Here is a 24,131-nt window from a genome sequence, read left to right on the forward strand (position 1 = left end):
TTCATAACAATTATAACAGATATAGTGCATCAATTACATTGTTGTTAACTGTTTAAAAGTACATGTTGTATTGCAATGATTGTCTTCGCATCCCGCACACGTCCGGATTGTAATAGAGCGGGTAAATCATTTACATGTACTTTCTCAATTTCTAAAAACTCATCTTCTTCAAGGGCTTGTTCTTCCAGCTTCACATCGTGAGCAACATATAAATAGACAAGTTCATCAGAAAATCCTGGTGAAACATAGAACTGATGAACATTACTGACATCGCTACATACGCCTCCGATTTCCTCTTTTAATTCTTTAACAACTGTGACTTTTGGCGCTTCATCGACCTCAATTTTCCCGGCTGGCACTTCAAGCAAAGTCTCATTTGGTGCAACTCTGAATTGCTTTACGAAATACATATAATCATCAACAACTGCAATTACGCAAACTGCGCCGCGATGATATACAACTTCTCGACTCGCTTCTTTGCCATTCGGCAGGCGAACTTTGTTATTTTCAACACGTATTACATTACCATCGAAAACAATGTTTTGTTCAACTAATTGCTCATATAATTCATCCATTAGATTACCTCATTTTTAAAAAATCTACTGCAAAATTTCAAGGGCAGATATTTTTATTATACACGTGTTGTTGCTATAATATTCATGAAGTTACGTAGGAGGTCACTTATGAAAATCATTCATACGAAAGATCAACAACCCATTTCACAGTTCTCACTTGGGATGATGAATCTTCCATTAGACAATAAAATAGAAGTCGAAGCCATTATCGAATATGCGCTTTCTGTCGGCATCAATTATTTTGATACGGCTGACTTATACCAGTTTGGAGACAATGAAAAAGTTGTTGGAGAAATTTTATCGAAATACCGTTCTCAATATAATTTCACTGTTGGAACAAAAGTCGGCAACAAGTTCAATGAAATGAAACGAGAACAAATCGGTTGGAATCCGAGTAAAAAACACATTATTGAAAGTGTAAAGGATTCATTACAAAGACTGAACGTCTCATCCATTGACCTGTATCAATTGCATGGCGGAACGATTGAAGACAATAAAGACGAAACAATCGAAGCATTCGAATCGCTAAAGCAAGAAGGCATCATTAAAAGTTATGGCATCTCTTCAATTCGATTAAATGTCATCGACTACTATGCAAAAAATAGTAATATCAGCACACTGATGAGTCAGTTTAATATTTTAGACAATCGTCCACTTGAAACGTTAGACATGATTCAAGATGACATTGTCATGCTTGCGCGCGGACCATTGATGCAAGGTTTGCTGACAGATAAGTACTTAGAAGTACTATCTAAAAAACATAAAGGTGGTGTTCTTGGCATTAATAAAGATGAATTAGTTAATCAACTATCTACTCTACAAGAAAAGTACGACAGTTTAACTGAGCTGTCTTACAGCTTTTTAAAGTATCATAATGCAGTCATTGTAAATGGCGTTAGTTCACTTGAACAGCTAAAAGAGAATGTCACAGCATTTAACAATGCATCATCGCTAGATGCATCTGAATATGATGATCTTTATAAACAGTTGAATATTTTAAAGTATGAGGAACACAGACCATGAGAAAAATTGCATATTTCTTAAGCGGACTTATTTCTCTCATGTTTATTGGTATTGTTGGCCTAAGCTATTATGTCACACAACAGGTGTTATTTTTTAAACTGCGCGATGTCGAAGTCATCATTCGACGAGAGACACGTGCGAAGCGCATGGATATCAATGCGTTTAAAAAGTTACCACAAGAAGTGGTCGATATCGATTCAAAATTTGGCTATAAGTTAAATACGATATTTATTACGCCGAATGAGACGAATAAATGGGTCGTCATTTGTCACGGTGTGACTGAAAATAAAATCAGTATGGTTAAATACGTTAACCTATTTACTGACATGGGATATAACTGTGTCATATTCGATGCGAGACGTCATGGAGATAGTGGCGGTTTAACATCGACATATGGTTACTATGAGAAATTCGACTTAGAATCTGTCATCGACTACTTAATTGATGACTTCAGTGCTGGTCAAGATATTGAAGTCGGTGTACATGGGGAATCGATGGGTGCTGCAACGATGTTACTCTACGCAGGTGAACTTTCAAACCGTGCGAAGTTTTATATCTCAAACGCATCATTCTCAACGTTTGAACAACAACTGTTATCCATCTTTAACCAGAAATCAAAATTACTCGCACCAATCGTGCTAAAAGTAGCAAATGTGTTCTTCCATTTTAGAAGCAAGTTTTCTGTCGATGCTGTCAATCCAGAAGCTGTCGTTCATAAGATAGAGCAACCGATATTTTTCATCCATTCAAAACCAGATAAATTCATCACTGTTGATCAGACGAAACGCCTATATGAATTAAAAAAAGGACCCAAAGTATCTTGGTATCCTGAGCGTGGCGGTCACGTAGAAAGTTATAACCGCAATCCGAAAACATATAAAAAGAAAATTGAAGAATTCCTTACGACTTACGTGGGATGGTAATTTCCATAAAGTCTGAAGCAAAGATACATTCATCTCTATAACGTTCTTGAATCAGTATAAGATCATCACTTTCATAGCGATTGCTAATATGCGTGATCAACAACCGACCGAAATCGATTGACTTAAAATTAGAAAGCACTTCAGATAGTTCCGAATGGTGATACTGATGTGCTTTTTCTATTTCACCATCTAGATATGTGCTCTCGTGAACGATAATATCCGCGCCATCTAACTTTTCTTTGTAGTCATTATCTGTGATGACTCGAGTATCACCGTGTATAATAACTTTACGCCCTATTTTTTCGGGACCGAGAAAATCATTTGTGTCATACACTTTACCATCATGGAGAAAAGTATTACTCTCTTTTATTTCTTTATAAATTGGACCAGGGGTAATACCAATATCACGTAGTTTACTGACGAGTAACTCGCCCTTTTCTGTACGTTCTGTAAATATATAGCCGTAGCATTCGATGTTGTGTTGCATCGATATCACTTCAATCGTCATATTATCAACGTTGAATGTTTGGTTCGGCGCCACTTCGATAATTTCGAGTGGGTATGAAATATGTGAGCGTGACGTTTCAAGCGTGACATCGAGCCAATTTTTAAGTCCTTTCGGACCATAAATCATCAGTGGAATATCTTTTCCACCTTGATGATCTCTAGACGATAAAAATCCAGGTAACCCGTAAATATGGTCCCCGTGAAGATGTGTTATAAAGAGATTTTTAATTTTTGAAGGTTTAATGTTTGTATGCAACATCTGATGTTGCATGCCTTCTGATGCATCGACACAATAGTATTGATTTATCTCATCAACAAGGTCTAAAATAATACATTGTGTGTGCCGATTTTTTGACGGCAATCCAGCACCAGATCCAAGTATCTGAAGTTTCATAATATCACATTCCATCCTAATTAATTACATAATTATAGCATAGTTCATTCTATTGTATTTTTGTATTCCAAGTGGAATAATTAAATTATCTAAAAAAAGGAAGACGAAGATGAGACACAATCCAATTCCAGCAACAATTTTACTTTTTGGTTCAACAGGTGACTTAAGTAAGCGTAAATTAATACCTTCAATCTTTCATCTGTTCCAAGAAGGATCACTTTCAGAGCAATTCGTGTTCATTCCAATTGGAAGAAAAGATATATCGAATGATGAATATAAAGAAATCGTTAAAGCATCCATTCAAGCACACGATAAAATTACTTCATACGATAAAATAGATGAATTTTTATCTCATGTCTATTACCAACAAGTAGATAATGATAATCTCGATGACTTTATACGCTTAAATAAAACTGTACGTGAACATGAAAACAGCTATCAAACAGAAGGTAATCGACTGTTTTACTTTGCCCTACCACCTTCAACATTTTCAACCGTAAGTGACCGATTACGAGATTCTAAAATTACAGAGACAAATGGCTTCAAACGTCTTATTATTGAAAAACCATTCGGTAAAGACTTAGAAAGTGCAACAGCGTTAAGCGAAGCCATTTCAACAACATTTGATGAATCTGAAATATACAGAATCGATCACTATTTAGGTAAAGAAATGGTACAAAACATCGAAGTCATTCGCTTCAGTAACTCGATGTTCGAACCGCTTTGGAACAATCATTATATTTCAAATGTACAGATCACATCATCAGAATCACTCGGCGTACTTGATCGGGGAAACTACTATGATCAGAGCGGTGTCGTTCGTGATATGTTCCAAAACCACATGTTACAGATGGTATCCCTACTCGCTATGGAACCACCTTCAACACTTAGCAGTGAAGATATTCGATTAGAAAAAGTAAAAGTGCTAAAAAGCATCAGACGTTATAAACCTGAAGAAATCAAATCGAATTTTATCCGTGGTCAATATGATGAAGGGACAGTACATGGTGAACCCGTTATCGCCTATCGCGACGAGAAAAACGTTGCAGATGATTCTAACACACCAACATTCATCGCAGCGCGGCTGTACATCGATAACTTTAGATGGGCTGGCGTACCATTCTATGTGCGTACTGGTAAAAGTATGAAAGATAAGCGAACACAAATTGTCGTTGAGTTTAAAGAAGTACCGCGTAACTTATATCATATGGATGACACGCATCATGAACTCGCTAAAAACTTATTGGTTATCAATATTCAGCCTGACGAAAGTATCTCACTACACTTAAATGTAAAGAACGATTCAAGACTAAACGACACAAAAACTGTGAACTTATCGTATACCGTAGAAACTGCTGAAGAAGTGGCGAACGTTGATGCATATGAAAATTTGATATATGATTGTTTAAATGGGGATTCAACGAACTTCACGCATTTAGATGAATTAATGCTCGCTTGGCACATCGTGGATCCAGTTATTAACACATGGGAAACGGATATCGCACCATTCCCGAATTATCGTTCAGGTTCACTTGGACCTGTTAAAAGCCAACTGCTCGCACAGCGTGATGGCTATAAATGGTGGGATGTATAGAAAGAGGATTATATGGAGACTGTAAAATTTATTGAAAAATTCATCGTCTTTATTGAAGACAATTTAAGAGAAGAGATTGATTTTGAACACGAGTTGAAATTGCTTGGTGTTGAACATAAATCATTCAATACGATCTTTTCTTCACTCGTCGGGTCAACACCGCTCGAATATCAAACGAAAAGACGACTGTCTGAAATCGCTTATGAGCTCTATGAAGGACATCGAAGGATGGTTGATATCATCAAATACTATGGCTATCGTGATGTGGATCATTTCAAAGAGATATTTCAAAAGGAGTTTGGCATATCTGCATACGATGTCGAAAAGAATTATAAAACATTGAATGTAACGAACAGCATATCATTTGAAGTTGTGCCGACAGATGCACCGAACCTACCTTCAACGACACGTTATATTCCAAGCTTTAGAATGGTCGGTATTTTTGAAACATTCGATGTAAATAGCTATGGACCAGAGAAAAAGACATGGCTATTAAATGAACTTGAGAAGCACGATATTCTCGATGAGATCTTAGAATACAACAACGGCGAAGTAAAAGGACTTATACTACATGAGCGTTACATTGAAGGCAAGATTGAACTCTTTGTGGGTGTCTCATCTACATATGAAGCACCATTTGATGAAACATATACAGAGTCGAGTCAGTTCGTAATTTTTGAAAGTCATGGCCCGTTGACGACAGCGATACCTGACGTGTACAAATATGTCTACCGCAGATGGCGTTTTAAAACAAACCGCGAATTAAACGCAAATTTCTCGATCGAAGTGTTAAAATCAAGATATAATTTTGATGCACCAGAAACAAAGTTTATCGTTTGGCAACCGATATACGAATAAAAGTCCATCAATAAATTGCTCACTTTTTTAACCAGAAGTCATGTGAATTAACAGTTAAATAATATAAATAAACTGAGATTCGAATACATCAGAATCTCAGTTTTTTATGTTCATAATTATTATTGCTCCACAGTTTACAACAGAATTTTTCCATTAATAATCTTTAGAGTAAACACATCAACCTTAAAAGTACACCATAAATTTTATACAACTAACTTGTACTATCAATCCCTATCTTCCATCTCAATAAACGTAGGATATGTACCCGGACTCATCGTATAGCTGTTCTCAAATTGGCCATTCCCATTACGTCTAAAGTCAAGATACTCCGTAGTAATTACAATCGGATTATGCTCAAGTTGTTGAACATTCTCGAGAGCAAAGGTAACTATAGGTCTATCATTTTCATCATAGATCTCCATCGACATTTGATTTCCAGTGAAATTATACTCACCACGAAATGTATCGTTGTAAAAGTGGACATCAACCTCATTATTTGATTTAAACTCATAAATGGTTGAATTGCTTTTTTGAGGTTCTGCATTTTCAAAAGGTTTTTCTTCTGCTGGAATTTCAATAAACGGTATAATTGCATAGCGGTTACCGACGAATAGGTTATTCTCCTCTCTACTTTCGTCAGTCGTTTCTTCCTCTGTATCGTTGGAAGAATCATTACAAGCGACTAGAAGAACTGTAGCTAGTACTAGGAATAATAGAACAACTTTGTTTGATCTAAATTTATTCATTTATTATCACCGTCTCATGACGTAAAGGGGCAACGTTCCTGTAAAGTGTTCCACCATATGTCGCCAAATACGTATAGTCTCGAGTGATCTCATAGTAGAGTCTAAAAATATAACCTGAATATTCACCTCTAGTCACCCATATCCTATCCGGTATATAACCATACCCATCTTCAATAGGAACTTCTATAGTTGTACTGAAATAAATCTGATGATTTGAATTCATTTCATCTGCGTTAATGTCTTTATAACTGAGTGTAATTGCAATAAAACTTAATATAAACACCACTAAAATTCTTTTAATCATATTAGACATCCCCTTCTGCAGAATCTAGTTTACTAGGAATCGGATGATTTGCACCACATCTATAAATGTAGCCGGAGTAAGTAACATATGGTCCTGGTGTATCATCTGATTGTAGATACCCCTCGTAACAAATATAGTTTACTCCATTTAAATTGTGGAACGGGACATTTTCACGGTAGTACAAATGTGGACCTTCGTTCAGTATATTAGGTAAATATTTCCAAATACGCCATGGATAATCGGATGTGGGTTCGTTTTGTTCGATTACTTGATGATTTCCTTAACGTTGGATATATCTTGAGAGGTATTCACGTCGGCCATAACACTGCTATCGCTAAACACAAATGAAACAACTAAGAGAAAAGCAACTAAAACACTTACAATACCTAGTTTATCTTCTTTCATCATTTTACGCCCCCTTAATAATTGTTCTTATAGAATAACACGAGAAAAGTTATTTTACAATAAAATTTTTCATAATAAATAATATTTCAGTATATTTATACATATTTATAATATTGTTACCATTAAGTATCTTCAACTAAACAGTATTTATTTCATAAAAAAACCTCTTAATGTTACAGATGTTTCTGTTCATCTGTAACATTAAAAGGTAGTACATTAGAGCAATATCTTTTATTTAGTATTTTAGTTAAAACCAATTCGTATGGAAGCTGCCTTCCTTATCCAATCGCTCATACGTATGTGCACCAAAATAATCACGTTGTGCTTGTATCATATTCGCACTCGTTCGTGCTTTTGTAATACTATCAAAATAAGAAATCGCACTATTAAATACTGACATAGGGATGCTATGTTGGATCGCAGTCACAGCAATCACTCTTAAATCTTGCTGATATTTTTCAACAATTGTTTTAAAATAGTCATCCAATATTAAGTTATCGAGTTCAGGATTTTCTATGTAAGCCTGGTTAATCTTTTCTAAAAACTGTGCTCGAATGATACACCCTTTTCTCCAAATCATAGATATTTCACCAAGTTTTAATTCCCAGTTGTGTGCATCACTTGCTTCTTGAAGTAATCTAAACCCTTGTTGATAAGCGAGTATTTTACTTAAGTACAGTGCACGTCTTAATGATTCTAATAAAGTTTCTTTATCTTCTTCTATTATCTTCACTTCATTTTTATACACATCTGAAATACGTCGTCTTTCATCGATTAAGCTCGATAAACATCTCATAAACACACTATCTGTAATCATTGATAATGGTATGCCGAGTGATAATGCTTCAATGCCTGTCCATTTACCCGTACCTTTTTGACCTGCTCGATCAAGTATTAAATCGATGACATATTCGCCATCTTCATTTTTGAATTTAAGAATCTCTGACGTAATCTCAATCAGATAGCTGTTGAGTTCGCCTTTATTCCATTCATGGAAGACATCACTGATTTCTTGATTGGACATATTCAATCCATACTTCATGAAGTAATACGCTTCACTGATGAGTTCCATATCCGCATATTCAATACCATTGTGTACCATTTTTACATAATGTCCGCTACCTTCTGGTCCGATATACGACACACTCGGTCTGCCATCATCAGCCACAGCTGCGATTTGGTTGAAGATGTATGAGACTTTATCGTAGGCTTCTTTATCGCCGCCAGGCATTAATGCAGGTCCATTTAGTGCACCTTCTTCACCGCCACTCACACCCATGCCGATGTAATGAACGCCTTGTTCTTTTAATGCTTTACTGCGTCGATCGGTATTTGTGTATGTTTCATTCCCACCATCAATTAAAATATCGCCTTCATCTAAAAGCTGAACTAATCGATCGATTGTGTTATCCGTCACTTCCCCACTTTTTACAAGCATTAAAATAATTTTTGGAGAAGCGAGTTGATGCACAAAGTTTTCGATTGTATCTGAAATATGTACATCATACTCATTTAACTCTGATTCTCTCGCAACTTTAACTTCATCAAAGAAATCAAACGTCGTCACTTTAAATCCATTTTTAGATATATTTTTAGAAATATTAGCACCCATGACACCTAGTCCAACTACACCAATATCATATTGCATGTTTATTTCTCCTTTTTTGCTTGTACTTGAATAAGTTCAATGATAAGTTCTGTAATTTTAACTAGTTCACTGATTGGCATGCGCTCTTGTTTCGTATGAATTTCTTCATAGCCCAGTCCGAGTATTACTGTTTCAATACCCTTTTCTGAGAATATATTTCCATCACTCCCGCCACCTAAGCTGACGAGTTCTGGTGTGCGACCGATATTATTGATTGCATCGACAACTGTTGTGATCACTTCACGATCTGGACTGACATTAATCGGCGCATACACATTGCGTTCATTGAATGTTACTTGTCCACCCATTTCTGCTGCTGTTTCTGTAAAAACAGTTTTCATATGTTCGACTTGAGCATTTAATTTTTCCATTACTAAGCTGCGCGCTTCTGCTTTTAATTCAACATGTTCTGTCACAACGTTGGTTGAGTCACCACCAGTAATTTTACCGATGTTTGCTGTTGTTTCTTCATTGATTCTGCCGAGTTTCATATTCGCAATTGCACGCGCTGCAATTTCAATTGCACTCACACCGAGTTCTGGTGCAACGCCAGCATGTGCTGTCTTGCCGTGGATGTCGACATCGATTTTACTTTGAGTCGGTGCTTGTGTTACAACTGATCCTACCAAACCTGGCGCATCGATTGCATAGCCAAATTTAGATTTAATTTGAGTTGTGTCAAATGCTTTTGCACCAACTAGACCTGTTTCTTCACCGACAGTGATGATGATTTCGATATCACCATGTTGAATATTTTCTTCTTGTAAGACACGAATTGTTTCGATTAATGCAGCGATACCTGCTTTATCGTCTGCACCTAAAATTGTTGTGCCGTCAGATTTAATATATGTATCATCAACAACTGGTTTTACATTATTACCTGGTTTTACAGTGTCCATATGTACCATGAAGCATACGGGTTCTACATCAAGTGTACCTGGAACTTTAGCGAATAGATTCCCTGCACCGTAACCCGTTTCTATTTGAGAGCTATCCTCAATTACATCAATGTTTAAACCTTTTAATTCCTTTACGAGATGATCTGCAATCAGTCGTTCATCACCAGATTCTGAATTAATTTGAACAAGTGTTAAGAGTGTGTCAATCAATCGTTGTTTATTCATATTTTTACACCTTTCTTGAATGGCTATTTGTGGTAGTATATAATGTATAAAGTAAATTTTTTTGAGGATGATTTCATGCAAAACAAAAGAGTACAACGAATAATCATTTGGGCAATGGTCTTTTTAATCGTCGTATCTGGATTATTGTTTGGATTAAGTATGTTAACGACTATGTAGCATTAAAAAGAGGTCATAATGACCTCTTTTTTATTTATACTTCTTTTCCGTGCTCCATAAACCATGATTGTAAATCTGTAATGACGCTCATCGTTTCATGACCTTCGATATTGTGACGCTCGATCATATCAACAATTTTACCATCTTTAAACAACATAAACGACGGTGAAGATGGAATAAAGTCTGGTGCGAGCTCACGCACTGCTTCTGTTGCTTCTTTATCTTGTCCGGCGAAAACTGTTAATAACTGATCCGGTAAATGGTCGAATGCTGTTGCATGTTTTGCAGCTGGACGTGCAATACCGCCTGCACAACCACACACCGAGTTAACGAATACGACCGATGTCCCATCTTTTGACAGATGATTCTTCACGTCTTCAACTGTACGCATTTGAGTATAGCCTGCTTCATCCATATCATTGCGTGCGTTTGTAACGATATCGTTCATGTACATTTGAAAATCCATTTCCATACAAAATACTCCTTTTATAAAAAACCTTATTATATTAAATAATAAGGTTTTAATAGTCTCTATTAAATTCTATATATGAATGAGAAAAAAGTAAAGTTAGTAGATTGAGCTGCTCTCAATACTCATGTTTTCGATTTTCTCTTTAACAAGCTTTAAGAAGTTACCCGCAACAAGTCCATCTAAAATACGATGATCAATGGATAGACATAGGTTTACCATATCGCGTTGTGCTATCATTCCGTCAATAATTACCGGACGTTTAACGATCGATTCCACTTGTAAAATCGCTGCTTGTGGGTGATTGATAATACCCATGCTTTGGATTGAACCAAACGCACCAGTATTATTTACTGTAATCGTTCCACCACTCATATGAGCAGAAGTTAACTTATGGTTACGACCGAGGTTTGCAAGTTCTGATACTTGTTTTGCGACACCTTTGATTGATAAGTCATCCGCATTTTTAATGACTGGAACATATAGCTTATCGTCGCCAGCAACAGCGATAGATACATTGATGTCTTTGTTCACAATGATTTTATCACCTTGCCAAGAACTGTTCATAATTGGATATTCTTTCACTGCTTCTGCAACGGCTTTTACGAAGAAGCTGAAGAATGTTAAGTTGAACCCTTCTTTTTTCTTAAATGATTCTTTATGATGTGTACGCACTTTCACCAAGTTCGTTGCATCGACTTCCATCATTAACCATGCATGTGGAATTTCAGTGCTCGATTGAACCATCTTGGCAGCAATTGCCTTACGCACGCCTGCTACTGGGATTTCTTCACCCGCTGAAGGCGCAGATGCTGTTTGTGTAGGTGCTGCTTTTTCAGTTGTTGTTGTTTCAGGTGCTTTTGGTTCTTCTTGAACAGGTGCAGATTTTGGACCTTCTTCAATGAACTTAAGAATATCTTTTTTCGTAATGCGTCCTTCAAATCCTGTTCCAGACACTTGATTTAGATCCACATTGTTTTCACTTGCGAGTCGCATCACAACTGGAGAAATTCTTGCGTTTTCTGGTTTCTCCACCTGTTGTGTGACATGTTTTGTTTCTTCTGAAGCACCTTCAGATTTCTCTTCTACGGCAGCTTCTTTAGTCGGTGCAGCCACAGACTCTACATCTTCTTTTTTATCGACTGATGGCGTCTCTGATGATGCACTTCCACCTTCAGTTTCAATCGTACAGATGACACCGCCGACTTCGATTGTGTCACCCTCTTGCGCGATGAGTTCTTTAATTGTACCGGCGAATACTGAAGGTACTTCTGCTGTAACTTTGTCAGAAATAACTTCACAAATCGGATCGTATTCCTCGACCGTGTCTCCTGGCGAGACTAACCACTTTTCGATGGTACCTTCGGTTACACTTTCACCAAGTTTGGGCATTTTAATTTCTTCCATTACATTGACCTCCTAGTGTTCAGCTAGTTCTTTCATCTTGTCGTAAATCTTTTCAGGATTGACCATAAAGAAGTCTTCCATCGGTGGTGAATATGGCATTGCAGGTACGTCTGGACCAGCAAGACGCATAATTGGTGCATCTAAATCATACAGGCAATTTTCACCGATGATTGCAGACACTTCACTCATAATTGAACCTTCTAAGTTATCTTCAGTCACAAGTAATACTTTTCCTGTTTTCTTAGTGGCATTGATGATTGTTTCTTTATCTAACGGATAGACCGTACGCAAGTCGACAATTTCTGCCTCATAGCCAACTTCTTTTAAACGCTCAGCAGCTTGAAGTGCATAGTTCACCATTAAGCCGTAAGTGATGATCGTAATGTCGTCACCTTCACGTTTCACATCAGCCTTACCGATTTCTACAGTATGTTCACCTTCAGGCACTTCTTCTTTCAGCAAGCGGTATGCTTTTTTATGTTCGAAGAATAATACTGGATCGTTATCACGAATCGCTGAGATCAGTAACCCTTTTGCATCTGCTGGAGATGAAGGAATAACAACTTTTAATCCAGGCGTTGAAGCGAAGATCGTTTCGATTGATTGCGAGTGATACAATGCACCGTGAATACCCCCACCAAATGGTGCACGAATGACCATCGGTGCATTCCAGTCTCCATTTGAACGATAGCGGATTTTTGCTGCTTCGTTTAAAATTTGGTTCGTTGCAGGTAAGATGTATTCAGCAAACTGAATTTCAGCAACTGGACGCTTACCCATCATCGCTGCACCAAGGCACATACCGACGATGTTGCTCTCAGCAAGTGGTGAATCTAAACATCTCCACTTTCCGTATTTTTCTTGAAGTCCTACTGTGACACCAAATACGCCACCTTTATATCCAACATCTTCACCGAAAATAAAGACATTTTCATCCTTGCCCATTTCGTAATCAAGCGCATCTGTAATCGCTTGTAAATATGTCATTTTTGCCATGATTAGTTAACCTCCTCATAGACATTTTTCAGTGCATCTTCTGGTGCTGGATACGGTGCTGCTTCCGCTTTTTTCGTCGCTTCTTGGACAACTTTTTTAAGCTCAGCATCAATTGCTTCCATCCACTTTTCGTCTACAATGTTATTTTCAAGCATATATACTCTAAATAATTTAATACAATCTTCTTCTTTCATCGCTTCGATATCTTCTTTCGTACGATATAAGTTGTGGTTATCATCCGAAGAGTGTGCTGTTAATCGTGTGCTCAAAGCTTCGATTAAACTTGCACCTTCATTGTTCACTGCACGCTCACGCGCTTTTTTAACAGATGCATAAACCGCAATCGGGTCATTTCCATCGATCTGTTCACCATGCATACCGTAACCAATCGCACGATCAGATAACTTCTCTGCACCGTACTGCAAGTCAGTTGGTGTACTAATCGCATATTTGTTGTTCTCAATAATACAAATGAATGGTAAATCATGTGTACCAGCAAAGTTCAATCCTTCGTGGAAGTCACCTTGGTTTGATGAACCTTCACCGAGTGTCGTCAGTGCAATATGTGGTTCATTGTCCACTTTGAATTTAAATGCTGTACCAACCGCATGTAACACCTGTGTTGCCACACATGAACCTTGCGTGAGTACGTTTGCTTCTTTTTTACCGAAGTGTGATGGCATTTGTTTACCACCACTGTTGATGTCGCCTTCTTTAGCAAATGCAGATAACATCGTTTCTTCTGGCGTAATACCAAAGTAAGTCACCAATGCTAAATCTCTATAATACGGGCTGATGATATCGTTTGCCTTATCCAGCGCAAAACCAATACCCACTTGAGTCGCTTCCTGTCCTTGACAAGAAATAACGAATGGTAATTTACCCGCACGGTTAAGCAACCACATGCGCTCATCTAGCTTACGTGCAAGTAGCATATAACGATACATTTCTTTTAAATCATCCGGGCTAAGTCCCGCCTCTTTATAATCCATCATCGACTATTTCCTCCTTTATACGTGAATCCCTACGCCTGCTGCATCAAGACCAAGTTCCATTAAAATTTCACCAATTGAAGGGTGTGCATGAACGCTTGTACCGAGTTCAAGTGCAGAAGCATCAACGAATTTTGCGAGTGCAGCTTCATTTATTAACTCCGTAACACTTGGACCAATCATCGTCACGCCAAGAATAGATCCTGTTTCTTTTTCAACGTACATCTTACCGAAACCATTACCGCCACCAGCGATCACAGCTTTACCAACCGCACCAAATGCCACTTTCTTTTTAATGTATGGTACACCCGATTCCTTAATCTGTGCTTCATTCATACCGACTGAAGCAACTTCTGGTTGTGTGTAAATACACTTTGGTACTGTGTTGTAATCAAGCGTAATTGGCGATTGATCTGCCATATGATCTACTGCAATCAATCCTTCTTTAGTAGCCACGTGTGCCAATTGAAGATTACCGATCACATCACCTACTGCATAGATATGTTTGTCTTTCGTCTGGTAAAATTCATTCGTCACGATGAAGCCATTGTTCGTTTCAATTTTCGTGTTGTTCAGTCCAATGTCTTCAGTGTTTGGACTTCTTCCAATTGAAACAAGTACTTTATCGAATTGTTTTGTCTCTTCTTCAAACGTGATCGATACACTACTCTCTTCTACTTTTACCGTATCTTCAGATAAACCAAGTCCAATATGGAACGCAACGCCTTTGTCTGCTAATGCTTTTTGAAGGCGTTTTGAGACGTCTTTATCTTCTGCTGGAATCAATGATTTACCGGCTTCAATGACAGTGACATTCGCACCTAAATCCGTCATTAATGATGCGAATTCTAAACCGATAACCCCGCCTCCGATAATCGCAAGGTTTTCTGGAATCGCTTCTAAATTCATCATATGGTCACTTGAGAGCACAACGTTTCCGTCAAATGGTAAGAATGGTAACTCACGTGGTTTAGAACCTGTTGCAATTAACACGTTGTTGTTAATTAGTATTTCAGCTTCTGCTTCTTCATCATTTGGGTTTTCAACAGCAACAGTACCTGCCATCGGTGAGAAAATAGATGGGCCAAGAATACGTCCGTAGCCTTCAAATACATCTACACCATTTTTCTTCATCAATCCTTGAACACCTTTGAACATTTGATCGACAACGGCATTTTTTCGGTTGACGATATTTTCAATTGAAAATGACGGTGTGTAACTGTCCACACCGTATTTTTCTGCATCTTTCATGTAAGTAATGACTTCTGCTGATTTTAACATTGACTTCGTAGGGATACATCCGTTGTGGAGACATGTACCACCGAGTTTTTTACTCTCAACAATCGCCGTCTTCAATCCGTTTTTACTCGCTTTAATTGCTGCAACATAACCTGCCGTTCCGCCACCTAATATGACTAAATCATAATTATGAGCCAATATAACTGCCTCCTATTCATAGATCTTTGCTTCTTCTTCTTTCATGTACACGCGATACGCACCTTCTGCCAGTGCTTGCATTTCCTCTTCACCAGGGTAAACAGTAATGTCTGCAATAAATGAAATATACGGTTTTACGAGTTCCATCAAGTATTTGCTGTAAGCTAGTCCACCGGTAAAGATAATCTGGTCGACTTCACCTTTTAACACAGCGGCACGTGATGCAACTTCTTTTGCTAACTGTATCGCTAGCACTGAATAGATTTGTTCCGCATATTTGTCCCCTGATAGTGCTTTGTTCTCAAGTTCTAACGCATCTTGTGTATTCGCTAGAGATACAAATCCACCTTCTCTTGTCAGTAACTTATATGCATCATCATATGATAGGTTGTTCGATAACACATGTTTGATCATCAAGTCATTCGGGATTGAACCACTGCGTGTCGGGCTTAATGGACCTTCACCAGCAAGACCGTCGTTCACATCGATGACTTTACCTTTTCTATGTGCACCTACTGTAATGCCACCACCCATATGTGCAACGATTACATTAAGATCTTCATAGTTTTTATTGATTGTTTCTGCAAATTTACGCGCCACCGCTTTTTGATTCAGCGCATGGAAAATTGATTTTCTTTCGATACCTTTAATACCTGTCATGCGAACTTCTTCAAGCAGTTCATCGACGACAACTGGGTCTGTAATCACTGCACTCACACCGATTGTTTCCTTGATGCGATGGGCAATAATACCGCTTAAATTAGATGCGTGCTTGCCAAACTTTTCAGACGTTAAATCTTCCATCATTTTGTCATTGATCTCATACGTACCACCGGCAACAGGTTTTAACAAGCCACCGCGTGCAGAGACAATATCGATATTTTGAATATCAAAGTTATTGTCTTTAAAAAATGCCATAATCGCATCATATCTTTGTTCTGTCTGATCGATCAGTTCTAGAGATGTCACTTCTGTCGGATGTCTGAGCGTCGACTCAAATAGACATGTTTTATTTTCAAAAATTGCGACTTTTGTCGATGTTGAACCCAGGTTTAAGACAAGTATATGAATCCCCAAAGGAATTACCTCCTAGAAAGTGTGTGCATCGGATTTTGTAAAAATTTAGATTTTACATTTTTCATTGCTTCTAAACGTTCTTCAGCAAGTTTGTTCGCTGCAAATGCAGTTGAGATATTATCGCGTTTTGCAATATCAAAGATTTTACCCATTTGCTTGTAGATCCCTTTAACTTTGTGTACAGCACGCTCTTCGTCGTAACCTTCAAGCTCATCAGATACGTTGATAACACCACCGCTGTTTACAACGAAATCTGGTGCATATAAAATCCCACGTTCTTCTAACATTTCAGAATGCTTTTGTGTCGATGCAAGTTGGTTATTTGCAGCACCACATACCGCTTTAACTTTTAAACGAGGAATCGTGTCATCATTTAAAGTTGCACCAAGCGCACATGGTGAATAGATATCAGCTTCAACATCATAGATGTCATCAACACCAACAGCTTCTGCACCAAAGTTATCCACTGCACGTTGAACAGCTTCTTCATTAATATCTGTAACGATTAATTTTGCACCTTCTTTGTGTAAGTACTCACACACTGCATATGCAACTGTACCGACACCTTGAACAGCAATTGTACGATTTTTTAATGAATCTGTACCAAACACTTCTTGTGCTGTGCGTTTCATCGCCATGTAAACACCTAATGCAGTTTTCGGAGATGGGTTACCACTTGAACCATAAGACTCACTAATACCCGTTACATATGGTGTTTCTAAGTAGATATTGTCCATATCTTGTACTGTCGTATTAACGTCTTCTGCTGTAATGTAGCGTCCGTTTAAGCTGTGTACAAAGCGACCAAAAGCTCTAAATAATTCTTCTGATTTAATTTCTTTAGGATCTCCGATAATCACCGCTTTACCCCCACCGATATTTAATCCAGCAGCAGCATTTTTATAAGTCATACCACGTGCTAAACGAAGTACATCTGTGATTGCTTCTTCTTCCGTTTCATAGTTCCAAAAACGCGTACCACCAAGTGCTGGACCAAGCGTCGTATCGTGAATACAAATAATCGCTTTTAATCCAGTCGCTTTGTCTTGGCAAAATACTAACTGTTCATAATCGTGGTGTTCCATTTTTTCAAAAATCATTGTTCATTCTCCTTTATATTTTAAGATTGATTTTATATATTATTCATTGCTAATTTAATCGATAAATATTTCACTTCACTTGAATCCGCACGTGATGTTAAAACGATTGGTACTTTTGCACCAACAATCATCGCTGCAACTTTTGCATTTGCGGAGTACACGAGTGACTTATAAAGCACATTACCTGCATCTAGTGCTGGTGCAATCAAAATATCTGCATCACCAGCAACTGGACTATCCAGCCCCTTAATTTCCGCAGCAGACTTAGAAATCGCAAGATCATATTGCAATGGACCATCAATTACTAAATCTTCATTGTTATTAAAATGAGTTTTCAATTCATCGGCATCCACTGTCGATTGAATTTTTGGATTCACTTTTTCAACTGCACTAAGAAGCGCAACTTTTGGCGTCTTCATACCTATCTTATGTCCAACTTCAACCGCATTTTCAATGATTGCTTTTTTCTGTTCGACAGTCGGTGCAATATTCATTGCACAATCTGTAATTAAGACAGCTTTGTCATAATTCGGAAGATCAAACAGTGCAACATGACTAAGTACAGGTTTTTCAATAAGATTGTGTTTTTTGTTTAATACTTCTTTAAGAATAACAGATGTTGAAACCATGCCCTTCATCAGCATGTGTGCTTCATTAGAAGCGACTAATCCAACAGCAATTTCAGCAGCCTCAACATCAGACGCTGCGTGATGAATTTTAATTCTATCGCTTTGTATGAGTGATGCATCTAAAGATTCTAACAAATGCACTAATTTTTCTTGGTCATCTACTAAATGAAACGTCATGGTGCTCTCTTGATAGAGTTGATACAATGGGTTCAATACGTCCATGTCTGCGGCTTTACAAACCGAAAGCGCTATCATTTGTGTAGATGTGACACTGATATATTCATTAAATTTCATTCAATGACCTCCTTACACACATTATACATAAGTCTAAATAAATTTATATATATTCTATTAAACGTGGAATATTCTAAAAATTCATGAATTGCAAATTATTTTACGTGTAACCTATGATTGTTTATAATATTTAAAGAGGTGTACACAATGAAAAAGTTTATAGCCTTAATGCTCCTTGTTATTCCAGTAATCATTGCAGGTATTGGTATAAAACTCATTCGAGATAGTATGTTTGGAATCATCAATGATCCCTTCACTGTCGTATATATGCAGTTTATTATCGGTGTAATTCTTATGATGCTCGGTATATGGTTTGTTGCCGGTTATATCATGAATCGAGAAAATAAACATAAGCGTTTAAAGGAATCTTTAAGAAAAAAGAATAATTAACCCATATTAAAAAAGCATGCTTACTTTCCTGGGGCGTCGCGTGAGCCTGTAGTCTCACTGCAGACGCTACCCGCCTAGGAGTTAAGCATGCTTTTTTATATTATATCTCAGTATCATATTTAAGTTTTTAGAATTTTTCAATCAATGACAAAGCATTCTGCCTCGCCTCATCTGTAATGTTATTGCCGCTTAATATTCTAGCAATTTCTTCAATATGATCATCATGCCCTAAATATTTAGCAACAGAAACAGTACGATTATCTTCAACTGTCTTATCCACGAACAAATGATGGTCTGCACTCGCAACCGTTTGTGCTAAATGACTAATGACGATTGTTTGCATATGTTCTGATATCTGTTTCATACGCGTCGCCATCTTACTCGCAACAACACCACTTACTCCTGAATCGATTTCATCTAAGATGAGCAACGAATGATCATTATACTGAGAGAAAATCGTCTGGAACGATAACATGACACGGGATAGTTCACCACCAGAAGCGACATCATTTAGTGGTTTTAATGGTTCACCTAAATTTGGTGAAAAATTAAATGTAATTTGAGATATACCGCTCGAACTGAACTTACCTCTTGTGACATCAATTTCAAATCGTGCATGTGTGATATCCAGTGTTTTTAATATCTCAATCACTTTTTCTTCTAACTGATGCTTATGCTTTAGGCGATATGCGTGTAATTTTTCTCCATATGTTTCAGTTTCATTATAGAGACAATCCTTTTCTTTAACGAGATTACTCATTGACTCTGTAATATTTTCAAGTGAGTAAATGTCATTCCTTAACTCTTCTCTATATTCAATCAATTCATCGAATGTCTTATTATGTTTTCTTTTTAAACGATTGATTTCTTGCAATTGTTGTTGTATTTCATTTAATCGAGTACGATCAAAATCCATACTGCTTAAGCTATCTGAAACTTTTAGCTCTAAATCGTTCAGCGTATAATATGCAGCTTCTATCGTTTTAAAATAAGCTTCATAGTCTTGATCAAATGGCACGAGGTCCATCAGTTTTTCTTGAATGTCAAATAGCATCGTGTTCGGAGAATTTTCTTGAGAGAATTTCTCCTTAATGTTTTCTAAACTCATAGAGATCTTTTCGAAATTATTTAAATAATGAAGTTCTTCTTCTAGTCTCTCCTCACTATTTTCTTCCAGTTCAAGTGCTTCGATTTCCGATAAATACGATTTATAAATATCAATCTGTTCGATGCGTGTCTTATTCTTTTGCTCAAGATCAAGCAACTTATTGTGGACTTGTTTAAAGGATTGATAGCTCTCTACATACTTTTTGTAGTCGTCTAGCGCTTCAAGTTCAATAAATTTATCTAAATAGTAGCGTTGACGCTTGTTATCGAGCATCGTCAAGTGACTGCCTTGCGAGTGAATAATCATCACTTCATTCATAATGTCCCTAAGTGCTGTTAATGTAACAACTTTTGAGTTGATTTTAATCATGCTCTTACGAGATGGTAGTATCTCTCGTCTGACGATACACAACTCATCTACTGGAATATCATGACGTCGAAAAAGTGCATCCAACTTTGCCGTTTCAGGCAAGTCAAATACACCTTCTATTACCGAGCGGTCTGTATCATATCGGATATCATCCGTCGATGCTCGTTTACCATATAAATATTTTATCGTTTCAATTATCATCGATTTACCGGCACCTGAACTACCAGAAATGACGGTTAAACCTTGATTGAAATCTAACTCTAAATGTTTTAAAACTGCAAAGTTCTTAATAGATAAATTCAATAACACTCGAACACACCCGCTAGTTTTCTAAATTAAATTAAAGATCTTTTCTTTAATTATCTGTTGTGATTCGTCATCTTTACAAATGATTAAGCATGTGTCATCTCCACAGATCGTTCCAATTACTTCTTCCCATTCTAACTGGTCAATAATCGCACCGATCGATTGCGCGTTACCAGGCAATGTTTTAAGCACAAGTAAATTATTTGCTGTGTCTAACTTGACGAAAGAGTCCATTAAGTAGCGTCCAAGCTTTTCAAGTGGATGGTACTTTCTATCCTTCGGTAAACTGTATACATATGTGCTGTTTGGTGTCGGGACTTTGATCAGTTGTAATTCTTTAATGTCACGTGAAATGGTCGCTTGTGTCACATTAAAGTTGTACTCATTTAACTTATCCACGAGTTCTTCTTGCGTTTCAATTTTGTTGTTACTGATAATTTCTCTAATTTTAATTTGTCTAATTGATTTATTGGACATATTGTCATCCCCTAGTTACGAATATTTATTCAAATATAACATATAAATTCTTTTTATGCATAAAAAATCACTTATAAGTACCCTTATAAGTGAAATTATACAGTATTTATGATAATTTCATTAGAAATTGATGAATAATCATTGCTTTTGAATTCTGCAAACACTAAATATTCAATATTTCCTTTACTTCCTTTAATTGGTGATTGTCTCAGCCCAAGTACGGTATAACCGCATTCTTCTAAATGATCAACGACTCTTTGAATGACATTGATATGTGTTTCTTTGGAAGTAATTATGCCACCAGATTCAGCTTCTTCTAAATATGATTCGAATTGGGGCTTTATAAGTCCAATCAGTATAAACTGGTGGTTAAATAATTTATTAATATGGTTAATGATTGGCACAATGGATGTAAATGATACATCAATTGTGATTAAATCAGGCTGTACTGAAAAATCTTCATACACCGTACCCTTAAAGTTTGTCTGTTCCATGACAGTTACACGCGGATCAATTCTTAACTTGTAATCAAGTTGATTTGTGCCAACATCTACGGCGTATACATGTGCTGCTTGATGTTTTAGTGCACAGTCAGTAAAGCCACCCGTAGAACTTCCAATATCGATAACACATTTATTAGAGAGATCGAGTGAAAACTCTTTGATTGCATGTTCGAGCTTAATCCCACCACGTGACACATATTGTTTCATATTACGAAAACGTATATCTGCCTTTGCTGGATGAATCATTTCAGACGGTTTATAAATCGGCGCATTGTTATTTAAAACTTGTCCAGCCATTATATAGCGCTGAATTTCATCAATGGTTCCAATATTGAAGTGAGAATGAATGTACTCATCAACTCTAATTTTCTTCATTGTCTTGGTTTACCATTTCTTTTGCTTTGGCATAAATGTTATCAAATGAAATGCCAATATCATCGAGTAACTCATTGACGTTACCATGTTCGATGTATTCATTACCGATACCGATACGTTCGATTGAATTTTTGTAATTGTTATCCAACATAAACGATCCAATCATGCTGCCAAGTCCACCTTCAAGCATACTCTCTTCTACAACTAAAATCGGTTGGTTTTTCTGACCGAGTTCATGAAGCATTGATTCGTCGATCGGTTTAATAAATCGTGCATTAACCACATTGATGTTTATGTTTTCTTTCTTAAATGCATCAGCCACATCTTGTACGAGTTCTAATGTTGGGCCAAATGATACGATTGTCAGTGCATCACCTTCGGATATATTTTCCCATTTACCGAGTTCTAATGGTGGATAAGTGACTTCGTCATCGATGCCATTTACATTACCTCTCGGATATCTAAGCGCAATTGGACCATCATGATTAAATGCAAGTTCAATCATTTGGCTGGCTTCTCTTTCATCTTTTGGCATCATCAGGACCATGTTTGGTAACGGCGTGATGAAACTGATATCAAATATACCTTGGTGTGTTTCTCCATCAGCACCTACTAACCCACTCCTGTCAATACCGATAAATACATTTAAATTTTGACGATCGACATCATGTAATAATTGGTCATAGCCACGTTGTAAAAACGTAGAATAAATCGCCAAATATGGTTTCATTCCTGCTGCTGCTAAACCTGCACTCATCGTAATCGCGTGTTGCTCCGCAATACCAACATCAAAGAATCGTTCAGGATACGTACGTGCAAAGTTTGTCAGCTTACTGCCCACCGGCATCGCTGGCGTGACAGCAACGATTCTTTCGTCTTCGTGTGCATGTGAAAGCACTGTATTTGAAACGAACTCGCTCCAAGAGACTGTAGATTTACCACCAAGTACTTCTCCAGTTTCGATCTTATATGGTCCTAACCCATGCCATGTTCCGATTTCATCTGTCTCTGCATGTGTATAACCTTTACCTTTTTTCGTCACGACATGAACGAGTACTGGCCCTTTAAAATCCTTCGCATTTTTTAATGCAGTATCTAACTCTTCGTAATCATGACCATCAACTGGTCCTAAATATTTGATGCCGAGTTCTTCAAAGAATACACCTTCAACAAATAAGTACTTAAAACTGTCTTTTACGCGATCGACGATATCTCTTAATTTAGCCCCCACTTGTGGTACATTCTCAATCATCTCTTCAAAATCATATTTGGCACGATTATAGCTCACATTCGAGCGAATACGTCCAAGCATATTGTGCATTGCACCGACGTTTGGTGCGATACTCATTTCATTATCATTAAGAATAATTATCATTGGCGTCCGCTCGGAGCCGATATTATTTAACGCTTCAAGCGCCATTCCACCTGTTAATGCACCGTCACCAATAATTGGTACGACATAATGATCTTCCTTTTTAATATCTCGAGCAAGCGCCATACCCATCGCTGCCGAAAGTGACGTCGAACTATGTCCGGCTTCCCAAACATCGTGTTCTGATTCCCGCATCTTCGGAAATCCACATAGTCCTTTATATTGACGTAACGTATCGAATTCATTGATACGTCCTGTTAAAATTTTATGAATATATGCCTGATGTCCGACATCAAACAAAATTTTATCTTCTGGACTGTTAAAATGCTTGTGTAAGGCAATTGTCAGTTCTACAACGCCAAGATTTGCACCGATATGTCCACCTGTTTTTGAACATGATTCTATAAGAAAAGCACGTATGTCTGCACTTAGCTTTTCTAATTGTTCTGTATTCATGTCTTCTAAAAAATCAGGGTTTGTTATTTCGTGAATATTCATTCCCATCCGTCCTTTTAATTACTAAACTTAATTATAACAAATCAACCCATACAA

25 protein-coding genes are annotated in these 24,131 nt (G+C 37.3%); 6 read left to right on the forward strand and 19 right to left on the reverse strand.

Annotated features, from left to right (window positions below; translation table 11 throughout):
- Nucleotides 1-44: 44 nt before the first annotated feature.
- Complete coding sequence (locus tag BMW30_RS01905; RefSeq protein ID WP_091473375.1) at nucleotides 45-575, reverse strand: NUDIX hydrolase; 531 nt, start codon at nucleotides 573-575, stop codon at nucleotides 45-47.
- A 108-nt stretch (nucleotides 576-683) separates the two neighbouring features.
- Here BMW30_RS01905 and BMW30_RS01910 point away from each other — a divergent pair, with 108 nt between their 5' ends.
- Both BMW30_RS01910 and BMW30_RS01915 read left to right on the forward strand, forming a co-directional pair.
- A complete protein-coding gene (locus BMW30_RS01910; protein WP_091473377.1) occupies nucleotides 684-1,598 on the forward strand; it encodes an aldo/keto reductase in 915 nt (304 codons plus the stop codon).
- Nucleotides 1,595-2,521, forward strand: coding sequence for an alpha/beta hydrolase (locus BMW30_RS01915; protein ID WP_091473379.1), 927 nt, complete (start codon nucleotides 1,595-1,597; stop codon nucleotides 2,519-2,521). The genes BMW30_RS01910 and BMW30_RS01915 overlap by 4 nt, the downstream gene beginning before the upstream one ends.
- On the opposite strand, the gene BMW30_RS01920 is transcribed toward BMW30_RS01915, so the two are convergent.
- Nucleotides 2,499-3,422 carry an MBL fold metallo-hydrolase gene (locus tag BMW30_RS01920; protein WP_091473381.1) on the reverse strand — a complete coding sequence of 308 codons (924 nt, stop codon included), beginning with the start codon at nucleotides 3,420-3,422 and terminating at the stop codon, nucleotides 2,499-2,501. The two genes, BMW30_RS01915 and BMW30_RS01920, sit on opposite strands and share 23 nt — an antisense overlap.
- A 109-nt stretch (nucleotides 3,423-3,531) precedes the next feature.
- Between BMW30_RS01920 and zwf the strand changes: the two genes are divergently transcribed.
- On the forward strand, nucleotides 3,532-5,016 hold the full coding sequence (gene zwf, locus BMW30_RS01925; RefSeq protein WP_091473382.1) for a glucose-6-phosphate dehydrogenase: 1,485 nt from the start codon (nucleotides 3,532-3,534) through the stop codon (nucleotides 5,014-5,016).
- Between the two features lie 12 nt (nucleotides 5,017-5,028).
- Nucleotides 5,029-5,874 carry an AraC family transcriptional regulator gene (locus tag BMW30_RS01930; protein WP_091473384.1) on the forward strand — a complete coding sequence of 282 codons (846 nt, stop codon included), beginning with the start codon at nucleotides 5,029-5,031 and terminating at the stop codon, nucleotides 5,872-5,874.
- Nucleotides 5,875-6,098: 224 nt separating this feature from the next.
- Here BMW30_RS01930 and BMW30_RS01935 read toward each other — a convergent pair whose 3' ends face one another.
- The 5 genes from BMW30_RS01935 to BMW30_RS01950 form a co-directional block, all read right to left on the reverse strand.
- Complete coding sequence (locus BMW30_RS01935) at nucleotides 6,099-6,620, reverse strand: hypothetical protein (protein ID WP_091473386.1); 522 nt, start codon at nucleotides 6,618-6,620, stop codon at nucleotides 6,099-6,101.
- On the reverse strand, nucleotides 6,613-6,924 hold the full coding sequence (locus tag BMW30_RS01940; RefSeq protein WP_091473388.1) for a hypothetical protein: 312 nt from the start codon (nucleotides 6,922-6,924) through the stop codon (nucleotides 6,613-6,615). The genes BMW30_RS01935 and BMW30_RS01940 overlap by 8 nt, the downstream gene beginning before the upstream one ends.
- A 264-nt stretch (nucleotides 6,925-7,188) precedes the next feature.
- Complete coding sequence (locus tag BMW30_RS10485) at nucleotides 7,189-7,332, reverse strand: hypothetical protein (protein ID WP_180366176.1); 144 nt, start codon at nucleotides 7,330-7,332, stop codon at nucleotides 7,189-7,191.
- A 244-nt stretch (nucleotides 7,333-7,576) separates the two neighbouring features.
- Nucleotides 7,577-8,977: an NADP-dependent phosphogluconate dehydrogenase gene (gene gndA / locus BMW30_RS01945; RefSeq protein WP_091473390.1), complete on the reverse strand. Its 1,401-nt coding sequence runs from the start codon at nucleotides 8,975-8,977 to the stop codon at nucleotides 7,577-7,579.
- A gap of 2 nt (nucleotides 8,978-8,979) precedes the next feature.
- Nucleotides 8,980-10,101 (reverse strand): M20/M25/M40 family metallo-hydrolase, encoded by a 1,122-nt coding sequence (locus tag BMW30_RS01950; RefSeq protein WP_091473392.1) that lies wholly within the window; start codon nucleotides 10,099-10,101, stop codon nucleotides 8,980-8,982.
- Nucleotides 10,102-10,176: 75 nt separating this feature from the next.
- On the opposite strand from BMW30_RS01950, the gene prli42 reads away from it, so the two are divergent.
- Nucleotides 10,177-10,278, forward strand: coding sequence for a stressosome-associated protein Prli42 (prli42, locus tag BMW30_RS10490; protein WP_180366177.1), 102 nt, complete (start codon nucleotides 10,177-10,179; stop codon nucleotides 10,276-10,278).
- A gap of 34 nt (nucleotides 10,279-10,312) precedes the next feature.
- Here the strand turns inward: prli42 and BMW30_RS01955 are convergent, their stop codons facing one another.
- The 8 genes from BMW30_RS01955 to BMW30_RS01990 all read right to left on the reverse strand — a co-directional run bounded on the left by BMW30_RS01955 (nucleotide 10,313) and on the right by BMW30_RS01990 (nucleotide 18,679).
- Nucleotides 10,313-10,750, reverse strand: coding sequence for a BrxA/BrxB family bacilliredoxin (locus BMW30_RS01955; RefSeq protein WP_091473393.1), 438 nt, complete (start codon nucleotides 10,748-10,750; stop codon nucleotides 10,313-10,315).
- Between the two features lie 96 nt (nucleotides 10,751-10,846).
- Complete coding sequence (locus tag BMW30_RS01960; RefSeq protein ID WP_091473395.1) at nucleotides 10,847-12,154, reverse strand: dihydrolipoamide acetyltransferase family protein; 1,308 nt, start codon at nucleotides 12,152-12,154, stop codon at nucleotides 10,847-10,849.
- 12 nt (nucleotides 12,155-12,166) lie between these two features.
- Nucleotides 12,167-13,150, reverse strand: a complete 984-nt coding sequence (locus BMW30_RS01965) for an alpha-ketoacid dehydrogenase subunit beta (RefSeq protein ID WP_091473397.1) — start codon at nucleotides 13,148-13,150, stop codon at nucleotides 12,167-12,169.
- A 2-nt stretch (nucleotides 13,151-13,152) separates the two neighbouring features.
- The gene (locus BMW30_RS01970; RefSeq protein ID WP_091473399.1) at nucleotides 13,153-14,145 is read right to left on the reverse strand and encodes a thiamine pyrophosphate-dependent dehydrogenase E1 component subunit alpha; all 993 of its coding nucleotides are present in this window, start codon (nucleotides 14,143-14,145) and stop codon (nucleotides 13,153-13,155) included.
- Nucleotides 14,146-14,160: 15 nt separating this feature from the next.
- Nucleotides 14,161-15,582: a dihydrolipoyl dehydrogenase gene (gene lpdA, locus BMW30_RS01975; RefSeq protein ID WP_377910970.1), complete on the reverse strand. Its 1,422-nt coding sequence runs from the start codon at nucleotides 15,580-15,582 to the stop codon at nucleotides 14,161-14,163.
- Between the two features lie 9 nt (nucleotides 15,583-15,591).
- Complete coding sequence (buk, locus tag BMW30_RS01980; protein WP_091473402.1) at nucleotides 15,592-16,656, reverse strand: butyrate kinase; 1,065 nt, start codon at nucleotides 16,654-16,656, stop codon at nucleotides 15,592-15,594.
- A gap of 5 nt (nucleotides 16,657-16,661) precedes the next feature.
- A complete protein-coding gene (locus BMW30_RS01985; RefSeq protein ID WP_091473403.1) occupies nucleotides 16,662-17,756 on the reverse strand; it encodes a Glu/Leu/Phe/Val family dehydrogenase in 1,095 nt (364 codons plus the stop codon).
- A gap of 32 nt (nucleotides 17,757-17,788) precedes the next feature.
- On the reverse strand, nucleotides 17,789-18,679 hold the full coding sequence (locus BMW30_RS01990; RefSeq protein WP_091473405.1) for a phosphate acyltransferase: 891 nt from the start codon (nucleotides 18,677-18,679) through the stop codon (nucleotides 17,789-17,791).
- 147 nt (nucleotides 18,680-18,826) lie between these two features.
- Here BMW30_RS01990 and BMW30_RS01995 point away from each other — a divergent pair, with 147 nt between their 5' ends.
- Nucleotides 18,827-19,069, forward strand: coding sequence for a DUF2627 domain-containing protein (locus BMW30_RS01995; protein WP_091473407.1), 243 nt, complete (start codon nucleotides 18,827-18,829; stop codon nucleotides 19,067-19,069).
- A gap of 127 nt (nucleotides 19,070-19,196) precedes the next feature.
- Here the strand turns inward: BMW30_RS01995 and recN are convergent, their stop codons facing one another.
- The 4 genes from recN to dxs all read right to left on the reverse strand — a co-directional run bounded on the left by recN (nucleotide 19,197) and on the right by dxs (nucleotide 24,077).
- Nucleotides 19,197-20,855 (reverse strand): DNA repair protein RecN, encoded by a 1,659-nt coding sequence (recN, locus tag BMW30_RS02000; protein ID WP_091473409.1) that lies wholly within the window; start codon nucleotides 20,853-20,855, stop codon nucleotides 19,197-19,199.
- 21 nt (nucleotides 20,856-20,876) lie between these two features.
- Nucleotides 20,877-21,329, reverse strand: coding sequence for a transcriptional regulator AhrC/ArgR (gene ahrC / locus BMW30_RS02005; RefSeq protein WP_091473411.1), 453 nt, complete (start codon nucleotides 21,327-21,329; stop codon nucleotides 20,877-20,879).
- 95 nt (nucleotides 21,330-21,424) lie between these two features.
- The gene (locus BMW30_RS02010) at nucleotides 21,425-22,207 is read right to left on the reverse strand and encodes a TlyA family RNA methyltransferase (protein ID WP_091473412.1); all 783 of its coding nucleotides are present in this window, start codon (nucleotides 22,205-22,207) and stop codon (nucleotides 21,425-21,427) included.
- The gene (gene dxs / locus BMW30_RS02015; RefSeq protein ID WP_091473415.1) at nucleotides 22,194-24,077 is read right to left on the reverse strand and encodes a 1-deoxy-D-xylulose-5-phosphate synthase; all 1,884 of its coding nucleotides are present in this window, start codon (nucleotides 24,075-24,077) and stop codon (nucleotides 22,194-22,196) included. Before dxs ends, BMW30_RS02010 begins: the two co-directional genes overlap by 14 nt.
- Nucleotides 24,078-24,131 lie beyond the last annotated feature (54 nt).

It is taken from the genome of Aliicoccus persicus, assembly GCF_900110815.1.
Lineage (GTDB): Bacteria > Bacillota > Bacilli > Staphylococcales > Salinicoccaceae > Aliicoccus > Aliicoccus persicus.